Source organism: Robertmurraya mesotrionivorans (assembly GCF_050971805.1).
In the GTDB taxonomy this organism is placed as follows: domain Bacteria; phylum Bacillota; class Bacilli; order Bacillales; family Cytobacillaceae; genus Robertmurraya_A.
This window is the reverse complement of sequence record NZ_JBPCCH010000010.1, coordinates 120,773-138,086: the sequence shown is the minus strand read 5'-3', so window position 1 is coordinate 138,086 and position 17,314 is coordinate 120,773. Positions and strand designations below refer to the sequence as shown.

Below are 17,314 nucleotides of genomic sequence, written 5' to 3'. Positions count from 1 at the left end.
TCTAAAAAATACTGGAGGTTTTTTAAAATGAAGGAAAAAGTAGGGCTAGTTGCGCAAAGAGAAATAACGAGAGAAGAGTTTCTAGACTTGGCCCAAAATGGCGCTCGAGAATTATTTGGACTTGGAAATTATAGAGTGTTTGATGGATCGAAAGGTGAAGAACAAAGTCACTTTGTATACGACATGGGAACACACCGTTGTTATTTAATAGATAAGGATACATGCTATGAATTGATAACAGCGTTCTATTGTGGTGGAAGTAAACCAACTATCCTTGAAAATTTAAACGAGATCGCTTCATCAATAAAATAGAATGATAATCAAGGGAACTTTTGTAAGAGAAGTTCCCTTGTTTTATTTCACAGATGACTGCGTTAGCTTACGTACATTTACTTACAAGCTTTAAATTCATTTTTCAGTTATTACATAAATGTAAATTGGGACAGCCCCTTTTTTTATTATTGTGATAGCTGTTTATACTTGTCCATCTTTTTTACATAGGATGTATTTTGTAAGGGGCCTCTTACAGAATTTCTTTCGTAGAAAGGAGGAATGAAAAATGGCATTAATTCCTGATAACACAATTGGCGGTATTGTCCAAGGGCTTCTTTGTGAAATTGGAAGACTTGTTTTACAGATTCTAATTGCGGTTGCTATCGCAGTTGCAAACCTATTTGGTTTTACAGAGGTTGCAGCTACACTTGCGCTAGCTCAAGAAGCACTTAATGATGTTAACTGCTTCTAATCCAGCCTACTCTCGCAATTAGCCAATCATTTGGACTAGCTTTCTAGGAAACCCTAGAGATTATTGAAAAATAATCTTCTAGGGTTTTTATTTATGCGATTTAGATTACATGAACAGAGATATTAACACACTACATTTTTAATTTAAAAGCATAAGATGGAAAGAATTTAAATTTAATGCTAAATAAAATTAATAAGGTGGGGAAAAAAATGAGTGATAACATAAATGAAAACAGAGAACAGAATACGAGTAACAATATGGACAAGGAACCTAAGAATATTGCTAACCAATTTCTTAAAAATCAAAATACGCTCGATTTGGGATCTATGATGCAACTGGCATCAACTCTTCTTAATAACGATGTAATTATGAATTCTGTTACCGAACAACTTAGTAAAAATAAGCCCGTCGCCACAACCCAAGCATCAAAAGTATCTGAGAAACCAGAAAATGTGCAGATGGCTACTTCATATGAAAAATTAGTAAATGTCGCTAACGAGATCTCTGAATTAAAAGAAGAATTCAAAGGCCTAGCTACTCTTTCTGAAAAAATTGAGAATCTCACTAATGAAATTTCCGAATTAACAAAGGTACTTAAAAAAGTAAAAGAACAAGAAATTGATCATCATACAGATAAAATATAGTATAACAATAAAGACCTTGAGAAAATCAGGGTTTTTTCTAGCTTGATGAATCTTTTTTATGCCTTTGTTTAAAAAATCAGTACTTTCTGAGTAAGTTCCTATCCTTTTTATGCTCATTGGATTATTTTAACCCTGAGAAAAACATACTCTCTATAGAAATTGGAAATAATACTTGGGAGGTGAAGATATGGAAAAGTTAAAACTTACTTCTTCTGAAATAGGTTCCTTGTGGGGGGAGTATGTAACCGGAACAGCGACACATGTAGTAATTACATATATGTACTCAATTATTGAAGATGAAGAAATAAAAGCGGTAATCAAAGATGCTATCCAGACATTCAAAAAACAAAAGGAACAAATAAAGACTTTTATTGAAAATGAAGGATTTCCCGTACCGGTTGGATTTAATGAAACTGACCTGTATTCAGGAAAAGAGAGATTGTTTTCAGATGCATTCTGCTTAAATTATTTACACATAATGACTTTACATGGTTTATTAGGGCATAGCACTTCATTATGCATTTCTGTAAGAAAAGATTTAAGGGATTTTTACGACTCATGTGATAACGATGCGAAAAGGATGTATCATCAAACTACTGAGTTATTGCTGGAAAAAGGACTTTTTCAGAGAGACCCAATATTTTATGCATATGAACATCCTGAATATATTTCAAGTAAAGATTTTAAAGATGGTTTTTTTGGAAAGGGCAGAACTCTTGCAGCGACTGAAATCATCAGTATATCTTTAAACCTTAAAAAAAGTATTATGGCTAAAACCCTTTCTATTGGATTCGGCCAGGTGGCTCAATCGCAAGAGGTTAGAAAATTTTTAACTGAATCTGAAAAGACTGCTGATAATCAAATACAAGCATTTGCAAAAATACTGCAAGCTGACAATTTACCAGTTCCTAAATCTTTGGAAACAGAAATCACCATTTCAACAGACTCTCCATTTTCTGATAAGTTATTAATGTATCACATGGGTTTTTTGTTTCAAGCTGCACAAACTTATCATGGCGCAGGTCTTGCGGCATCCATGCGAACAGACCTCGTGACCACTTATGAGACAATTATTTTACAAAACCTTTTGGTTACAAAAAATTGGTTTGATGTTATGGTAAAAAACAAATGGTTAGAACAACCTCCACTCGCACCTAATAGAACAGAAATTGCAAAAGAAAAATAATTCACATGCCCCTCTTAAACAGTCGGGCATTTTTTTTTCAGAAAAGAACGGTAAGTTTTTGTCTACCGTGTGTGTCTCATCTTATCCACCTAAAATACGTTCTTGATGTGTGTATATATTAAAACCTTGATCGCGAATAAATCCTACAGCTGTAATACCTAGTTCTTCAGCCAAATCAAGTGCTAGGTTAGTAGGAGCTGATTTTGATAGTACAATTCCAACACCAATTTTTGCTGCCTTCAATAATACTTCTGAAGAAATTCGTCCACTAAATACAATAATCTTGTCCTTCAACGGAATGCGATTCATTAAGCAATATCCAAAGATTTTGTCTAAAGCATTGTGGCGACCAATATCCGTCCGTGAAACTATGATCCCTTCTTTTGAACACAAAGCCGAATTGTGAACGCCGCCCGTTTGCTGAAAGTGTGATGAACTTTCTTGCATAAGATTCATCAGCCTCTGACAGTCTTGGCCAGTTATAGTTGTCTTGCTCATTACCGTTTTTGCCGTTTTCATATCATTGTAAAAGTAAAACTGACGTCCTTTCCCACAGCATGAACCAATAAAGCGTTTGGAGTGATGGTGGTTTTGCATTTCCTTCTTAGTCACTAGCTCCACATATGCAAACCCTTTAGAGTCGTCAATCGTTAACAATTGAATCTCATCATACCTTCTAATTACACCTTCTGAAGCTAAAAAACCGACAACGAGCTCTTCCATATCAGCAGGGGTACAGACCATGGTGGCAAATTCCTGACCATCCAACATCACCGTTAGCGGGAATTCAACAGCAATATCATCCTCTTGTTCATAGAAGTCCTGGCCGTCAAATCTCATGATGCTTCTAGTGGTGGTCACTTCATCTATTTCATTGTCCATTTCTGTACCCTCCTAAAATTTAGCTTACTTCCGTTTCTAGATCTGGAATTGGTTTCTCAAGATATTGTGTATCTTTACGAGCATTAAAACGTTCTGCTTTCTCTACTTTTACCGCAATATTATAATCTGGAATCCCAGCAAATTTTTCATATTTTCCTTTTGGTAATAAGAAGTTTCCTTCAGGGAAGTGAACACCAAGGTTACCTGGTGTGATATCAGCATACTTTGCACGTCCTTGAAACACTCCGTGCTGATTGTAAACAACAATCCCTTCACCATCTGCAATCCTATGCAAACGAGCTTCTTCAGCATTAATTAAGACATCATAACGGTCAGATCCATTCAGCGGATCTTTTTCACTAAACACCATGGAATTGAATTGCTTTCCTCGGCGAGTCGTTAGTAAAAACTGTCCTTCTTTTTTACCCATATTTGGGATATCGACTGTAATTAATGTCCCTTTCCCATCTGGAGTTGGACAGATTCCATCTTCACATAGCCATGCGCCGCCCCATTGGAACACATCACCTTTTTTCTTTAGAAGCTGAATACCGTCGTAATTTGGATTCGCTAATGCGATCTCGCCTCGGATCGCCTGTGCATCCTTAAAATCCACCAGATGTGCCATAGTAGGATTTACACGCTTTGCTAGATCAATGTAGATTTTCCATTCTTCACGAGCTTCTTCAATTCGGTTCTTATTTCCTTCGATTTCAGGAGAAAAGTAAACCATTCTTTCAGTGGAAGTTGACGTTCCGCCACCTTCCTGCTCATATCTTGTTTTCGCCGGTAGAACGATAACAGCTTCTTGTGCATCTACTAGAGTAGAAGTGTTTAAGATAATATCTTGGTGGACACGAATATCTAACTGAGATAATGCTTTCTCTACAAATATGGGATCAGGCATGGTTTCTAAGAAGTTACCACCACTTAAATAATATAACTTCACCTTTCTTTCATGGTCTTCTGGAAGCATAATATTTTCAAGAGTGACACCAACTATATCCCCTTGCCAACGGGGAAGTTTAAAGCCCCACAGCTTTTCAATACGCTCAATATTCTCACCGTAAAAATCCCCGCCTGGTAAGACAAATGGATCTGCCCCCATTTCCCCTGAACCTTGTACAGAGGAGTGACCACGAAACGGCATTAAACCAGAGTGCTTGCGACCTAGGAAACCACGTAATAAAGCTAGATTAGCAACTTGGGAGATGTTGTCTGTTGCAAATGAATGCATCGTTAAGCCAAGCGCCCAGGCAAAGACAGCATTTTTTGCTTTTGCTAAAATTTCAGCAAGCTCGATGATACGCTCTTTTGTTACACCTGATGATTCTATAATATGATCCCATGTTTGCTCTTGTACCTTTGCTTTTAGTTCTTCGTAACCGTTTACATGTTCTTGTACAAACAGATGATTAATGGCCGAACCATGTTGCTTGGATTCCATATCAAACCAGTGCTTCATGATTCCATGCATAAATGCAATGTCTCCGCCGATGTTTACTTGATAGAAATCATCTGCTAGCTTGGTCCCAAATAGAGCTGATTCTGGATTGGAAGGAATCCAATAATTTTCCATTGCCGGCTCACGGTATGGATTAATAACAATAATTTTTGTACCCTTTTTCTTAGCTTCTAGCATGTATTTAGAAGATACTGGTGAAGCATTTGATGCAACGCTACCCCAGAATAGAAGTACATCTGTACCAATCCAATCTAAATAGTTAGAAGTGGATGCTCCTACACCAATCGAACGTTTTAATGCCGTTTTACTTGGAGAGTGACAAATTCGTGATGCATTATCGATATTGTTCGCTCCTAAAAAGCGTGAAACTTTAGCTGCTACATAATAGTTTTCATTGGTAATTCCACGTGATGTTAAGTAGAAAGCATATTGCTTAGGATTTAGCTTTTTTATTTTTCCGGCAATCATATTCATCGCATCATCCCATGTAATACGAGAAAACTTACGCTCATCCTTGCGACGAATCATTGGATATGGGATACGACCAAGTTTCCGAAGTTCCGTACTGTCATATTTTTTAAGATCGTCAATATCTGCATGAAGAATCTCTGGTTTAATTGCTGGCATGGTGTTTAGTCTTAGGACATTTAAACGGGTCGTACACAGATGTGGACCGGTTAAGGTTTGGTCGTACAAGCCAGATACTCCAAGCGCACAACCGTCACATACGCCCTCTGTAATGATTCGAGTGGCATAACCTAAATTGTCTTTATTATCGTAAGCGACCTTCATCGTATCGCGTATATGTTTTGGTTTAATCTTTCCTAATCCAAACGGGATGGGACTAACCCAGTACTTTGGTGCGGGTAGTAAGGCTTTCTTTTGTGGGCCTGGATGTTTTGTTTTCCCCATAATTATTTCCTCCTTTTACACCTTTTTCATATAAAAAACCACCAGAAGAAATCCTTCCTTTTTATTAGGACGAAAAACTTCAGGTGGTTAGTCTTTAACAGGTGCGCTCCCAAGTTCCAACAATACAAATCTGCTTGCAATAGTTATTACATATTAAATTTCTCTTCAATGTTATCTTCAAATACAAAGATTGACATACCAATATCTAATTCAATATCGATATCGACAAACACACGGACAAATTTTGTTCCAAGTAACTCTTCCATCTCTGTAGGATGATTTTTTTTATAAATCTCCTTCACCATTTCTGTACGGGCAGAGCGAAGCATTTGGCGCCCATCTTCCGCTGTGGCAATAAATTTTTCAATAGGGGATAGATTCCCCTCCAGTTCACAGATGGCCCAGTTTTTTGAGAAGGTGGTTCGAACTTGGCTTGGACCTTTTCCCATATGCTTTTTACGAAAGGCTCGAACAATATTGCTAAACTCAGCTTCGTACTTATTCACTCGTTTCAACTCACTTACCGTTTTTTCCCTATCTTACACTATTTTTGTTAGATATTATACTGCCTCTTTAAACGGCCTAACTTTCCGTCAAAAAACAAAAAAACGTTGTAATTAATCCAAATTTAGACTCCTATATAAGGAACCTTCACCTGAATCATTACAACGGTTTGCCTTATACAGGAGCGCTGCTAAGTACCAACTGTCATAAAACAAAATAATAAAGATTTTTTAACCGATCAACAGGGTCGCTGTTTTCGTATTAAAAACAGAATAAATTGTCATAATTATTATTATTCACAAATACGTCACATATCACCTTTTAAACTTATCACGAAAGCGCATCCATGACAATAGTTTTTCTCTTTTTTGTTTTGATAATAGTGATAAAACATATAAATGAAATGAGAATAAAAAAAGGCCATATCGGCCTTTTTTCAAAAATTTCAATATCTATTTATTACTTTGACTCTAAGATCAAAGTAGCTTCAGGTGTCGTTACTTTGTCATAGAATTCTACAAATTTATCTCTATCTGAACTATCACGGTATGCCATAGCGATACGTGGATGTTCATTGAGGACACCAGAGATCATATAAGGGATGATATAGCCCCATTCCCACTTTTTACGCATTTCTAGCATATGCTTTTCGATAACTCCTAGAACTGGCTTTAGCTCATAGCTTGGTTTTTGAATATAGCTAACGAGAAGCTCTGTATTGCAGTTACCTGCCGCACGCCCCATCCCATAAACAGATGAATCAAGGAACGTAACTCCATTTTGATACGCAGTCAACGTATTAGCAAATGCCAGTTGCATATTGTTATGAGTATGAATTCCTAGCTGTTTGTTAGGAATCAGCGCTTGGAATTTTTTCACTTGGTGCACAATATCCCCAGGATCTAAGCTTCCGAATGAGTCAACGATATATACCACATCTACAGGACTCTCTTTTACCAACTCAAACGCTTTTATAAGCTGTTGCTCTGGTACACTAGATAACGCCATAATGTTGAGAGAAGTCTCATAGCCTAAATCATGGAACATTTGTACAAGTTCCAATCCTTTATCCACTTCACGAACATAGCATGCTACTCGAATCATATCCAAGATACTTTGCTCACGAGGAAGGATGTCATTAGGGTCAACTCGTCCAATATCCACTAAGGCAGATAGCTTCGTGAATTTTTTCTCAGGAATAATTTCTTTTAGGAAGTGATCGTCGAGAAATCTCCATGGATTAGGCTCTGATACGTTCAGTAGCCTGGCTGAATTTTTGTATCCAATTTCCATATATTCAACTCCAGCCTCACTTAAACCATTATACAAGTCCTGAACAAACTCTACGCTAAAATCCCAATTGTTGACTAAGCCTCCATCTCGAATTGTACAGTCAATAATCTTACTACGATGTTCCATAAGTGTCACTTCCTCCAATTGATTACGTTCATTAGAAAATATTTTTAATATTATTGCTTATATCATAATTCATGTAAATCCGTCAAATTTTTCTCCTATTCTGAATTTTTCCGTTTGCATATAAATCCCCTTAATTACCCTATACTACAAAAATGACAATGATAATTTGAAAGGATGGATATGCTTGTCTAAGAATAACAAACAAACTTTTCCACCTCAACATCAAAATCACCAACCCGGTGTTGAGGATGAAATGAACCCCATACCAATTCATGTTAGTGAACAGTATAAAGGCTCCAATAAATTAAAAGACAAAGTAGCAATTATTACAGGTGGTGATAGCGGAATTGGGAAGTCAGTGGCCATCTATTTTGCTAAAGAAGGAGCTGACGTTGTAGTTTCCTATCTAAACGAAACAAAGGACGCTGAGGACACGAAAAAGCAAGTTGAAGCAGAAGGCAGACGTTGTATCCTTGCCGCAGGAGATATTGGAGATGAGGAGGTTTGTAACCAAATTGTAGATGATACGATAAAAGCTTTTGGCAAAATTGATATTATCGTCAATAACGCTGCCGAACAGCATCCACAACAAAGTTTGCTTGATATCACATCAGAGCAGCTTGAACGAACGTTCCGAACAAATATCTTCTCTTATTTTTATTTAACTAAGGCTGCTCTTCCCCATCTGAAGAAAGGGAGCTCCGTTATTAACACAGCTTCCATAACAGCCTATCAAGGAAACGAGCAACTACTTGACTATTCCGCTACCAAAGGAGCAATCGTTACCTTTACCAGATCTCTTTCAAAGTCACTTGCTAAGGATGGAATACGAGTAAATGGAGTGGCACCGGGACCTATTTGGACTCCTCTTATTCCTTCTACTTTCCCAGCCGAACAAGTAGCAGAATTCGGATCTACGACACCAATGGGAAGAGCGGGACAGCCGTATGAGCTTGCTGCGAGTTATGTATTTCTCGCATCAAATGACTCTTCTTATGTCAGCGGTCAAATGATTCATGTTAATGGTGGAACAGTCATTAATGGATAAAGATAAAAAAAAGGGACTTTTCAACTGAAAGTCCCTTTTTGAGGCAACAATACTCTTTCTTCATTTGGATAAGAACATGAGAAGCGTTTGACAATTTGATGTGGAATAATAATTCTCTTGATTGGTTCTTTTGGATTTTCTATCTTTTGAATCAAGCTACGAGCAGCTTCAAACCCAAGGTCAAAAATATTAATATCCACACTTGTGAGAGGTGGCCTGGACATCTCTGAGACTAGTACATTATTGAAACTGATGATCGAGATATCTTCAGGTACTTTAATTCCCAATTCATCTAATGTATTAAGAACCCCTAATGCCATTAAATCATCCGCGACAACCAATGCGGTTGGTGGGACCTTTAAAGAAAGCAATTCCCTGACAGCTTCTTGTCCACCTTCTCTCAAAAATTCTTCATGTACAATATAATCATCATTTAATGGGATTCCTGCTTCACGAAGTGCCTTCTCGTATCCAAGTAAACGCTCAACCGTTACAACAAGGTTTAAGTTTCCACCGACAAAAGCGATATGATCATGTCCAAGCTGAATGAGATATTCCGTTACTTCCTTTGTTGCACGGAAGTTATCATTATCAACATGAGTAATTTCCTCCACATGCTTAAAAGGTTTACCAATAACTACAAATGGAATGCCTCTTTCCTGCAAATACATTAACACTTTATCTTCAATTTTCGAATAAAGTAGGACCACTCCGTCAACACGTCCACCTTGGACCATCTGTGTAACTCCGTCTAGAATTTCGTTGTCAGTCTTTCCTGTTGTCATATATAACGCGTAGTGTTTTTCATGCGCCCCTTCACTAAGTCCTCTAAGTACCGTTGGAAAAAAGGGATTCTGAAACACTACGTCAGTAGAGCTCGGCATGACCAGACCGATTGCCTGTGTGCTTTGACTCGCTAAACTTCTTGCAATAAAGTTAGGATGGTATCCTAACTCATCCATGGCTTCTCTAACCTTTTTCTTTGTTTTTTCACTTATTCGAGGATTATTTGCAATTACACGTGATACGGTAGATGGTGCGACCTTTGCTAATTTAGCAACATCTTTAATTGTAACAGCCATCTTACCCACCTCATTTCCTAATAGCTACATTTCTCAATAGTTCTAAAAATCATTCAGGTTTTCTTTATTTCTTATTCTACCCTAACTTTCCGATACTTTTGTAGTATATTTTTATCATTGTTTCGGGAGTTTTTTCCTTTTCGATCTTTTCCATAGCAAATAAATAAATATGATAAACGCTACGTACACAGTTCCCATTATAAGTATATATGGGATATTCAACCCTGTTTTCTGGCCCAGAATATAAATTTGTGCTTGGTCACGGTCAAGAACGAGTGTATATTCCTGGCCTTTTCCGCGGACAATCTCATCACTGAGAACTCCTCGAAGTTCTTTATCCTTTTCAAGGCCTTCTGTAATGGTTACTGTTTGTGTTTTTGATGTATTATTAATTGCTACAACAGTGGTTTCACCATCATACTCCCTTTTATATACAGCCATTCCCTTTTCTTCATAAAGAAACTCGAACGTACCACGGGTTAAGGAGGGAAGTGTTTGTCTAGCAGCTCCAATTTGAGAAATATAATCCACCAATTCTTTATCTGTTCGGAAATCCATTTGTCTACGGTTATCAGGGTCTTCCCCACCATCAAGAGCAATCTCACTACCATAATAGACAATCGGAATACCAGGCGTCGTGTACAAGTAGGTAAGGGCCAGCTTCCAGCGAGGACCAGGATGCTCATTGTTTTGCACCGCATCTCTTGTAAAGCGCGGAGTATCATGATTATCCATAAAAGTACCCATTAAATAAGGATCTTCGTAAATGGTTTTGTTTCGGTCCGCTGTCGTATACAACCAATAAAGAGATTGATCTGGCTTAGCAAAAGCAGTACGTAAATGTTCGTTCAAGGGATAATCCACAAAGCCATCAATACCCGCTTTGTCATACTGGGCAATATAATTTGGGTCATTGTCCCAAACCTCACCGAGTAAGTAGAAATCATCCTTTACACTTTTTACTTCTTTAGAAAATGTTTCCCAAAAATCAACTGGTACATGTCGTACCGTATCCAGTCGGTACCCATCGATATCTGTTTCTGTGATCCACCACTTAGCTGCCTCTAATAGATAATTTGACACTTCAGGATTTTCCGTATTTAAATCAGGTAATCCATAAATCCAACCATTATTGAGTTCATCTTGATCTTCCCAATTTAAAATTTCTTTATTATCATGAAACCAATCCTTTTTCTCACTGTCTGTCAGCCACTCGTGCTCGGGTGAAACATGATTGACAACAAAGTCAAGGACGATCTTTATGTCACGTTTATGTGCCTCTTTTACTAATTCTTTAAACTTTTCTATCGTTCCAAAATGTTCTTCTGTGTTGTAAAAGTCAGTAATCCAATATCCATGATAGCCCTTTTCCGCATTATCAAAAACCGGGGTAAGCCAAATAGCGGTGAACCCCATGTCTTTAATATAATCCAATTGATCGATTATACCTTGAAAGTCACCGCCATGATATGATTTTGGATCATCCATATTTACTTTAAAATCATTGCTGAAATCGCTATTATTAAAGCGATCGATCATAATAAAATAAAAAGTCTCATCCTGCCATTTTCGCTCTTCTTTTTCCACTGCACCTACCGGTAGGGAGTAAAAAAGAAGAAACGGGATTAAGATGAAAGAAAGCATTTTCTTTTTCATCTCCGCTCCTCCTTTTCCTGTTAGAAATCCTTCCCTACAAGATTATCCTTTTGTTCCTCCAGCCGTCAAACCAGAAACGAAATATCTTTGGAAAACTAAGAATAATGCAGCGATTGGTATAGCAATTAGTACAGAACCTGCAGCAAACTTTGTAAATTCGTTACCGAATTGTTTCGCAACTAGTTCATATAGGCCAACTAATAATGTAAATTTATCTTCTGATCGTAATAAAATTCGCGCTAAGATAAAATCTCCAAAAGGAGCAATGAATGAGAATAAAGCAACTACTGCTAATATTGGTTTTGCAAGCGGCATAACAATTTGGAAGAAAATCCTTAAATGTCCCGCTCCATCCATTTTTGCAGATTCATCAAGCTCTTTCGGAATCGTATCTAAATATCCTTTCATTAAATACGTATTCATAGGAATTTGACCACCAACATACACAAGGATTAATCCTAAGTGTGTATCAATTAAACCTGTACGGTTTGCTAAAACAAAGATTGCAATTAATGCAGCGAAGTTTGGAATCATTTGTAGAATTAAGAATGTGATTAGACCATTCTTACGACCAACAAAACGGTATCTTGAGAATGAGTATGCGGTTAATGCTACACTCGCAACAGTTAACACCATTGTGATAATACTGATTTTCAAGGAATTTTTATACCAGATAATATAGTCACTCTTGTCAGCATCAAACAGATGCTTATAGTGTGCTAGTGTTGGGTTTTCTGGAAACATCGTCGAGCCCGAGAGACTATTCCCAGGATTAAACGAAGATCCAATAATCCAAAGCAATGGGTAGAATACAATAACTGCCATGACCGCAATGACTAAGTATGACAGTGTAAGTCTTATGATTTTATTCTTTTTCATACTCATATTACATCATATCCTCTTCTTGGAATGATTTTGTTCTTCTAAATTGCCATAAAGCCACTGCAATAATAATGAAGGATAGAATCATTGTGATGGCTGCCGCTTTTCCATATTGTGCTGAAGTCATCGTCAATCGATAGATCCATGATATCAAGATATCTGTTCCCCATGCGGTTTGCCCTGGCACAGCTGGTCCCCCGTTATTAAAGAGGAAGATAACGTTAAAGTTATTAAAGTTAAAGGTATATTGTGTAATCATGATTGGTGCAGTTGCAAACAATACAAGTGGTAAAGTAATCTTTGAGAACTTTTGCCAAATACTTGCACCATCTACAGTTGCTGCTTCATATAAATCTTCTGGAATAGACTGAAGAACACCTGTTACCATTGCAAAGATGAATGGGAAACCTAACCACCCTTGAATTAAAATCAATGCTAGACGTGTCCAGTTGGCTTCTGTCATCCATGGCTGCGGATCTAACCCTAGAGCTGGTAATATCATTTTATTAATCGCACCAAAAGTTTCATTGAACATTCCAGAGAAAATCATAATGGATACGAAAGCTGGTACCGCCCAAGGTAAAATTAATATGGTACGAATAATTGCTTTACCTTTAAGATCTTTCTGGTTAACAATAATTGCAAGGAACATTCCTAAAGCAATTTGGAACGTTGTCGCACCAAATGTCCAAACAATTGTCCAACCTAATACTTTAAAGAAAGTATTTCGCCAGATATCAATTTTAAAGATATCGATAAAGTTCTGTATCCCAATCCAATCAACTAGCTTAGCTGGTGGTGAGTGGTATAAATCGTAGTTTGTAAACGCCAATAAGATGACGAAAATAATCGGAAAGATTACAACAAATATTAATAACAAGAACCCTGGTGAAATCATTAAATATGGAAAACCACCGTCAATTAAGTTGTGGTATTGTTCTCTAACTGAATTTAGTTTTAAACCTAGATCACGTTTTTTTCCATTAGTGTGTGCATCGTAAAGGTTAAATGCATACACCCCTAACCCTAGCACTGTAACAATCAATGCGATAATTCCATCAATCAAAAGAAAGATCGAATGGTCAACTTTAGGTATTTCACCTAGTGTAAACAATCCCCAAAATCCCATGTTCAATATGTCGCCAAACACAATACCGAATGAAGCTGCTAATACAAGAAAGATTATTCCTTTTAAAAACTGACGATTATATAATTGCCCTAATCCTGGGACAATTGAAAGCAATGCAGCAGTCTTTGCATGCTTGGTTGTTCCTACTTTTTCCGCTTCCATTTGACTTCTATCCCCTTTCTAACTTGAGGAGGAATGTATTTTTTATTGCGCAACCGTTTGCCTAAATGAATGTAATGATAGGCAATACCGGAGGTACTGCCTATCGATTGTACCACAAATTATTTTGCGTGGTTCGTCTCAATCTGCTTCTTAATCGTGTCTACTGCCGAATCAAGAGCTGCCTTTGGCTCTGATTTTTGAGTAGCAATTTGTTGTAATGCTGATGCCATTGGAGACCAAACCTCAGCCATTTCTGGAATATTAGGCATTGGAATCGCATAGGAAGACTGAACAGCTACTGCTTTTGCAGCTTCGTTATCAGCAATAATTGGATCCTCGATTAAAGTTTTAACTGGTGGAATTTCTCCAGTTGTTTCAAAACGAGTTTTTGCACTTTCTTCATTTGTTAAGAATTCAACAAGCTTTGTAGCCCAATATTGATTTTCAGTGAATGCTGTTACATGCCATCCTTTAACGCCCATGAATGTTTTTACATTTTCACCATTTGGTAAAGTTGGTAGCGGTGCAACACCGTAGTCAATTCCAGCATCCTTCATTGCTTGGAATGCCCAAGGACCGTTCATAACAGAAGCAACTTTCCCTTCGTTAAATAGCCCGTCCATAGCTGATCCACCAGATTCACCGATGATTCCTTTAGGGAAAAGTCCTTCTTTATACCATTGTTGAATGTACGCAGCACCTGTTACAGAACCTTCGTTATTTAGACCGATATCATCGCGGTTTAACGCACCATTTTCATCTTTAAATACGTAAGCACCGTTTCCACCCATAATACCATGAGCGAAGTAATAGTTATCCCAAAGAGCTAGGAAACCGTACTTATCACCTTTAGTGAAATCCTTTGAGAAAGCATATAACTCATCAAAAGTTTCAGGAGCTTTTTCCATTAACGCTTTGTTGTAAATGAAGACTGGTGTTTCTGTAGCTTTTGGTAGTCCATAAAGCTTCCCATCATACATTTGAGCTGAAATAGAAGATTCAGTGAACGTATCAAGTACTTCTTGCTCTACTTCGATTTCTGAGATTAATCCCTCAACAACTACTTGACCGATTTGGTCATGTGGTAGAGTTACAACGTCTGGAGCATTTCCAGCTGGACCATCTAGTCGAAGTTGGTCACGAATTTTGTCTGCCATTCCTAATGTTTTATACTCAACCTTAATGCCATATTCTTTTTCGAAAGCTTCGATAGCAGGCTCTAATGCAACCTCTTTATCTGTATCTTCCCATACTACTAATTTCTCTGGCTTTGCTGGTTCTTCTCCAGCCGTATTGCCACCTTCATTTTCTGTTGAAGTACCTTCCTCACGATTTGGTCCACATGCAGCAAGGACTCCTAGTACTAACATGATCATCATGAAAAGCGAAAATGCTTTTTTCATTATTGACCCCTCCAAAAATGTATGTTTTTAATTTCTGCTAGATGTACAAACGATTGCACAAATCTATAAAAACAGCACTCTATGAAAACGTTGCCACAATTAGTTAAAAACAAGTAATTCATTGGTCTTATACGTTCGACTGAAAGAATAGAGTTGTGAAAACGATTGCACAAACTATATTTTTTATTATACCTAGTTTTTTCGTTTTGACAACTATTTTCACATAAAAGACAAAGAAAAAAATTTATAAATGTTTTGCGATGTATTTGTTGAAGGGTTTTCACATATCTGCTAACGTAAAGAAAGTAGAATTAAATGCAATCGATTGCACAAGGAGGAAATATTATGATTACTCGTTCTTCTATCTATCATCGTCCGACAGATGAATACGCATATCCCATTGATGAACTTACATTACATATAAAATTGCGTACTCGTAAAGAAGAGGTACAAACGGTTCAGCTTTTATTTGGGGATCAATATGAGTGGAAAGAAGGGGCTTGGATTTCTCAGCAAATGGAAATGGAGAAAGTCGCAACAGATGCTCTTTTTGATTACTGGCTTCTAAGCATACAACCTGCCTATAAGCGAATTCGCTACGGTTTCTTTATTAGTGATGGAGAGGAAACCATTTTATATACAGAAAAAGGGGTTTATGAGAAGGCTCCTGAGGATCCGGGCTATTACTTCTCTTTTCCCTTCCTTCATGCGAACGAAGTATTTCGTGCTCCAAGCTGGGTAAAGGATACAGTCTGGTATCAAATATTCCCAGAAAGATTCGCCAATGGTGATCTTACCAATGATCCGGAAGGTGCACTACCTTGGGCAAGTGAACCTCCATCACCGAAGAACTTTTTTGGTGGGGACTTTAAAGGTATCATCGATCATATTGATTATTTAGTGGATTTAGGGATCACTGGAATTTACTTTACTCCTATTTTCAAGGCATACTCGAATCATAAATACGATACGATTGATTATATGGAGATTGATCCTCAGTTTGGGGATAAGGAAACCTTTAAGGAGCTTGTAAAAACTTGTCACAAAAATGGAATAAAAGTGATGCTTGATGCTGTGTTTAATCATAGCGGATACCACTTCCCTCCCTTTCAAGATGTTCTTAAGAATGGAGAGAAATCAAAGTACGCAAGCTGGTTCCATGCAAAGGTATTTCCTTTAAAAGGTGGCGAGCTTCCAAACTACTCTACATTTGCCTTTGAGCAAACGATGCCTAAGCTTAATACACAAAACGAAGAAGTAAAGCAATACCTGCTCGAGGTGGGAAGGTACTGGGTTCGAGAGTTTGATATAGATGGCTGGCGATTAGACGTAGCTAATGAAATTGACCATCAGTTTTGGAGAGAGTTCCGCCATGCCGTTAAGGAACTCAAGCCTGACCTTTATATTCTAGGTGAAATTTGGCATGATTCGATGCCATGGCTTCGAGGAGACCAATTTGATGCAGTTATGAACTATCCTTTCCTAACAAATGTATTAAATTTCTTTGCAAAGGACCAGATTTCAAAGCAGCAGTTTATCGAGAACATGACATCTGTTATACAAATGTATCCTAGCAATGTTAATGAAGCTGCTTTTAACCTCGTTGGAAGTCATGATACACCACGTATTTTGACAGAATGTAATGACAGCACAGATAGAATGAAGCTCATCTACACCTTTATGATGACATTTATCGGGACACCTTGTATATATTATGGAGATGAAGTTGGCTTAAGTGGAGTCATGGACCCTGGTTGTAGAGAATGCATGCCGTGGGAGGAAGAAAAGTGGAATAGAGAGATGCGACAACATATCCAAACTTTAATTAAGCTAAGAAAAGAAGAAAAGCTTCTCGCTAACTCAGGAACCTTCTCCTTCCTTGCTAATTCCGATGAAGATGTGTGTATTGCCTATTCCAAAAAGGATGAAAACAAAACAATTGTAGTTATTTTAAACCCTACGTCCAAAGAGGCTACGCATTCATTGCCATTTCATTTAAAAGGGAGAAAACTTATAGACTTATTAAAAAATAGTGAATTTGCTGCTGAGTCTGATCAACTTTTAGTTACAGTTGCTCCTTTCGGCTTTGAAATCATCTCCTTTTAAATTAACACTTCATCTGTTAAAATGAATTGTTTACTAAATAGTCTTAAGCATTCTGCTTAAGACTATTTCCTTTTATTATGTTAGGGGGT

The 17,314-nt window shown here is 37.4% G+C and carries 15 protein-coding genes; 6 read left to right on the top strand and 9 right to left on the bottom strand.

Annotation, left to right across the window (positions count from 1 at the left end):
• Positions 1–27: 27 nt before the first annotated feature.
• The 4 genes from ACRX5O_RS16475 (at position 28) to ACRX5O_RS16460 (ending at position 2,575) form a co-directional block, all read left to right on the top strand.
• On the top strand, positions 28–312 hold the full coding sequence (locus ACRX5O_RS16475) for a hypothetical protein (protein WP_433906918.1): 285 nt from the start codon (positions 28–30) through the stop codon (positions 310–312).
• Positions 313–559: 247 nt separating this feature from the next.
• Positions 560–745 (top strand): hypothetical protein, encoded by a 186-nt coding sequence (locus tag ACRX5O_RS16470; protein ID WP_433906917.1) that lies wholly within the window; start codon positions 560–562, stop codon positions 743–745.
• 209 nt (positions 746–954) lie between these two features.
• Complete coding sequence (locus ACRX5O_RS16465; RefSeq protein WP_433906916.1) at positions 955–1,389, top strand: hypothetical protein; 435 nt, start codon at positions 955–957, stop codon at positions 1,387–1,389.
• Positions 1,390–1,576: 187 nt separating this feature from the next.
• Entirely contained in the window at positions 1,577–2,575 is a 999-nt protein-coding gene (locus ACRX5O_RS16460) for a DUF3231 family protein (protein WP_433906915.1), read from the top strand.
• Positions 2,576–2,656: 81 nt separating this feature from the next.
• Here ACRX5O_RS16460 and fdhD read toward each other — a convergent pair whose 3' ends face one another.
• From fdhD to ACRX5O_RS16440, 4 genes are all read right to left on the bottom strand, one after another.
• Positions 2,657–3,457 (bottom strand): formate dehydrogenase accessory sulfurtransferase FdhD, encoded by an 801-nt coding sequence (gene fdhD / locus ACRX5O_RS16455; RefSeq protein WP_433906914.1) that lies wholly within the window; start codon positions 3,455–3,457, stop codon positions 2,657–2,659.
• A gap of 19 nt (positions 3,458–3,476) precedes the next feature.
• Positions 3,477–5,834 (bottom strand): FdhF/YdeP family oxidoreductase, encoded by a 2,358-nt coding sequence (locus ACRX5O_RS16450; RefSeq protein WP_433906913.1) that lies wholly within the window; start codon positions 5,832–5,834, stop codon positions 3,477–3,479.
• Positions 5,835–5,980: 146 nt separating this feature from the next.
• Entirely contained in the window at positions 5,981–6,340 is a 360-nt protein-coding gene (locus tag ACRX5O_RS16445; protein WP_119707198.1) for a Na-translocating system protein MpsC family protein, read from the bottom strand.
• Between the two features lie 457 nt (positions 6,341–6,797).
• A complete protein-coding gene (locus tag ACRX5O_RS16440) occupies positions 6,798–7,757 on the bottom strand; it encodes an aldolase catalytic domain-containing protein (RefSeq protein WP_433906912.1) in 960 nt (319 codons plus the stop codon).
• 184 nt (positions 7,758–7,941) lie between these two features.
• On the opposite strand from ACRX5O_RS16440, the gene ACRX5O_RS16435 reads away from it, so the two are divergent.
• Positions 7,942–8,805, top strand: a complete 864-nt coding sequence (locus tag ACRX5O_RS16435) for an SDR family oxidoreductase (protein ID WP_433906911.1) — start codon at positions 7,942–7,944, stop codon at positions 8,803–8,805.
• Positions 8,806–8,825: 20 nt separating this feature from the next.
• On the opposite strand, the gene ACRX5O_RS16430 is transcribed toward ACRX5O_RS16435, so the two are convergent.
• From ACRX5O_RS16430 to ACRX5O_RS16410, 5 genes are all read right to left on the bottom strand, one after another.
• A complete protein-coding gene (locus ACRX5O_RS16430) occupies positions 8,826–9,887 on the bottom strand; it encodes a LacI family DNA-binding transcriptional regulator (RefSeq protein WP_391557753.1) in 1,062 nt (353 codons plus the stop codon).
• Between the two features lie 114 nt (positions 9,888–10,001).
• Positions 10,002–11,543 carry an alpha-amylase family glycosyl hydrolase gene (locus tag ACRX5O_RS16425; RefSeq protein WP_433906910.1) on the bottom strand — a complete coding sequence of 514 codons (1,542 nt, stop codon included), beginning with the start codon at positions 11,541–11,543 and terminating at the stop codon, positions 10,002–10,004.
• A gap of 42 nt (positions 11,544–11,585) precedes the next feature.
• Entirely contained in the window at positions 11,586–12,428 is an 843-nt protein-coding gene (locus tag ACRX5O_RS16420; protein WP_119707192.1) for a sugar ABC transporter permease, read from the bottom strand.
• 1 nt (position 12,429) lies between these two features.
• A complete protein-coding gene (locus ACRX5O_RS16415; RefSeq protein WP_433906909.1) occupies positions 12,430–13,716 on the bottom strand; it encodes a carbohydrate ABC transporter permease in 1,287 nt (428 codons plus the stop codon).
• A gap of 119 nt (positions 13,717–13,835) precedes the next feature.
• Positions 13,836–15,119 carry an extracellular solute-binding protein gene (locus ACRX5O_RS16410; protein ID WP_433906908.1) on the bottom strand — a complete coding sequence of 428 codons (1,284 nt, stop codon included), beginning with the start codon at positions 15,117–15,119 and terminating at the stop codon, positions 13,836–13,838.
• A 348-nt stretch (positions 15,120–15,467) separates the two neighbouring features.
• On the opposite strand from ACRX5O_RS16410, the gene ACRX5O_RS16405 reads away from it, so the two are divergent.
• On the top strand, positions 15,468–17,225 hold the full coding sequence (locus ACRX5O_RS16405) for a glycoside hydrolase family 13 protein (RefSeq protein ID WP_433906936.1): 1,758 nt from the start codon (positions 15,468–15,470) through the stop codon (positions 17,223–17,225).
• Positions 17,226–17,314 lie beyond the last annotated feature (89 nt).

Excerpts from the sequence above, each read along its gene's own strand:
- ACRX5O_RS16475 (WP_433906918.1), top strand. The coding sequence starts at position 28 with ATGAAGGAAAAAGTAGGGCTAGTTGCGCAAAGAGAAATAACGAGAGAA.
- ACRX5O_RS16470 (WP_433906917.1), top strand. The coding sequence starts at position 560 with ATGGCATTAATTCCTGATAACACAATTGGCGGTATTGTCCAAGGGCTT.
- ACRX5O_RS16465 (WP_433906916.1), top strand. The coding sequence starts at position 955 with ATGAGTGATAACATAAATGAAAACAGAGAACAGAATACGAGTAACAAT.
- ACRX5O_RS16460 (WP_433906915.1), top strand. The coding sequence starts at position 1,577 with ATGGAAAAGTTAAAACTTACTTCTTCTGAAATAGGTTCCTTGTGGGGG.
- fdhD (WP_433906914.1), bottom strand. The coding sequence starts at position 3,457 with ATGGACAATGAAATAGATGAAGTGACCACCACTAGAAGCATCATGAGA.
- ACRX5O_RS16450 (WP_433906913.1), bottom strand. The coding sequence starts at position 5,834 with ATGGGGAAAACAAAACATCCAGGCCCACAAAAGAAAGCCTTACTACCC.
- ACRX5O_RS16440 (WP_433906912.1), bottom strand. The coding sequence starts at position 7,757 with ATGGAACATCGTAGTAAGATTATTGACTGTACAATTCGAGATGGAGGC.
- ACRX5O_RS16430 (WP_391557753.1), bottom strand. The coding sequence starts at position 9,887 with ATGGCTGTTACAATTAAAGATGTTGCTAAATTAGCAAAGGTCGCACCA.
- ACRX5O_RS16425 (WP_433906910.1), bottom strand. The coding sequence starts at position 11,543 with ATGAAAAAGAAAATGCTTTCTTTCATCTTAATCCCGTTTCTTCTTTTT.
- ACRX5O_RS16420 (WP_119707192.1), bottom strand. The coding sequence starts at position 12,428 with ATGAGTATGAAAAAGAATAAAATCATAAGACTTACACTGTCATACTTA.
- ACRX5O_RS16415 (WP_433906909.1), bottom strand. The coding sequence starts at position 13,716 with ATGGAAGCGGAAAAAGTAGGAACAACCAAGCATGCAAAGACTGCTGCA.
- ACRX5O_RS16410 (WP_433906908.1), bottom strand. The coding sequence starts at position 15,119 with ATGAAAAAAGCATTTTCGCTTTTCATGATGATCATGTTAGTACTAGGA.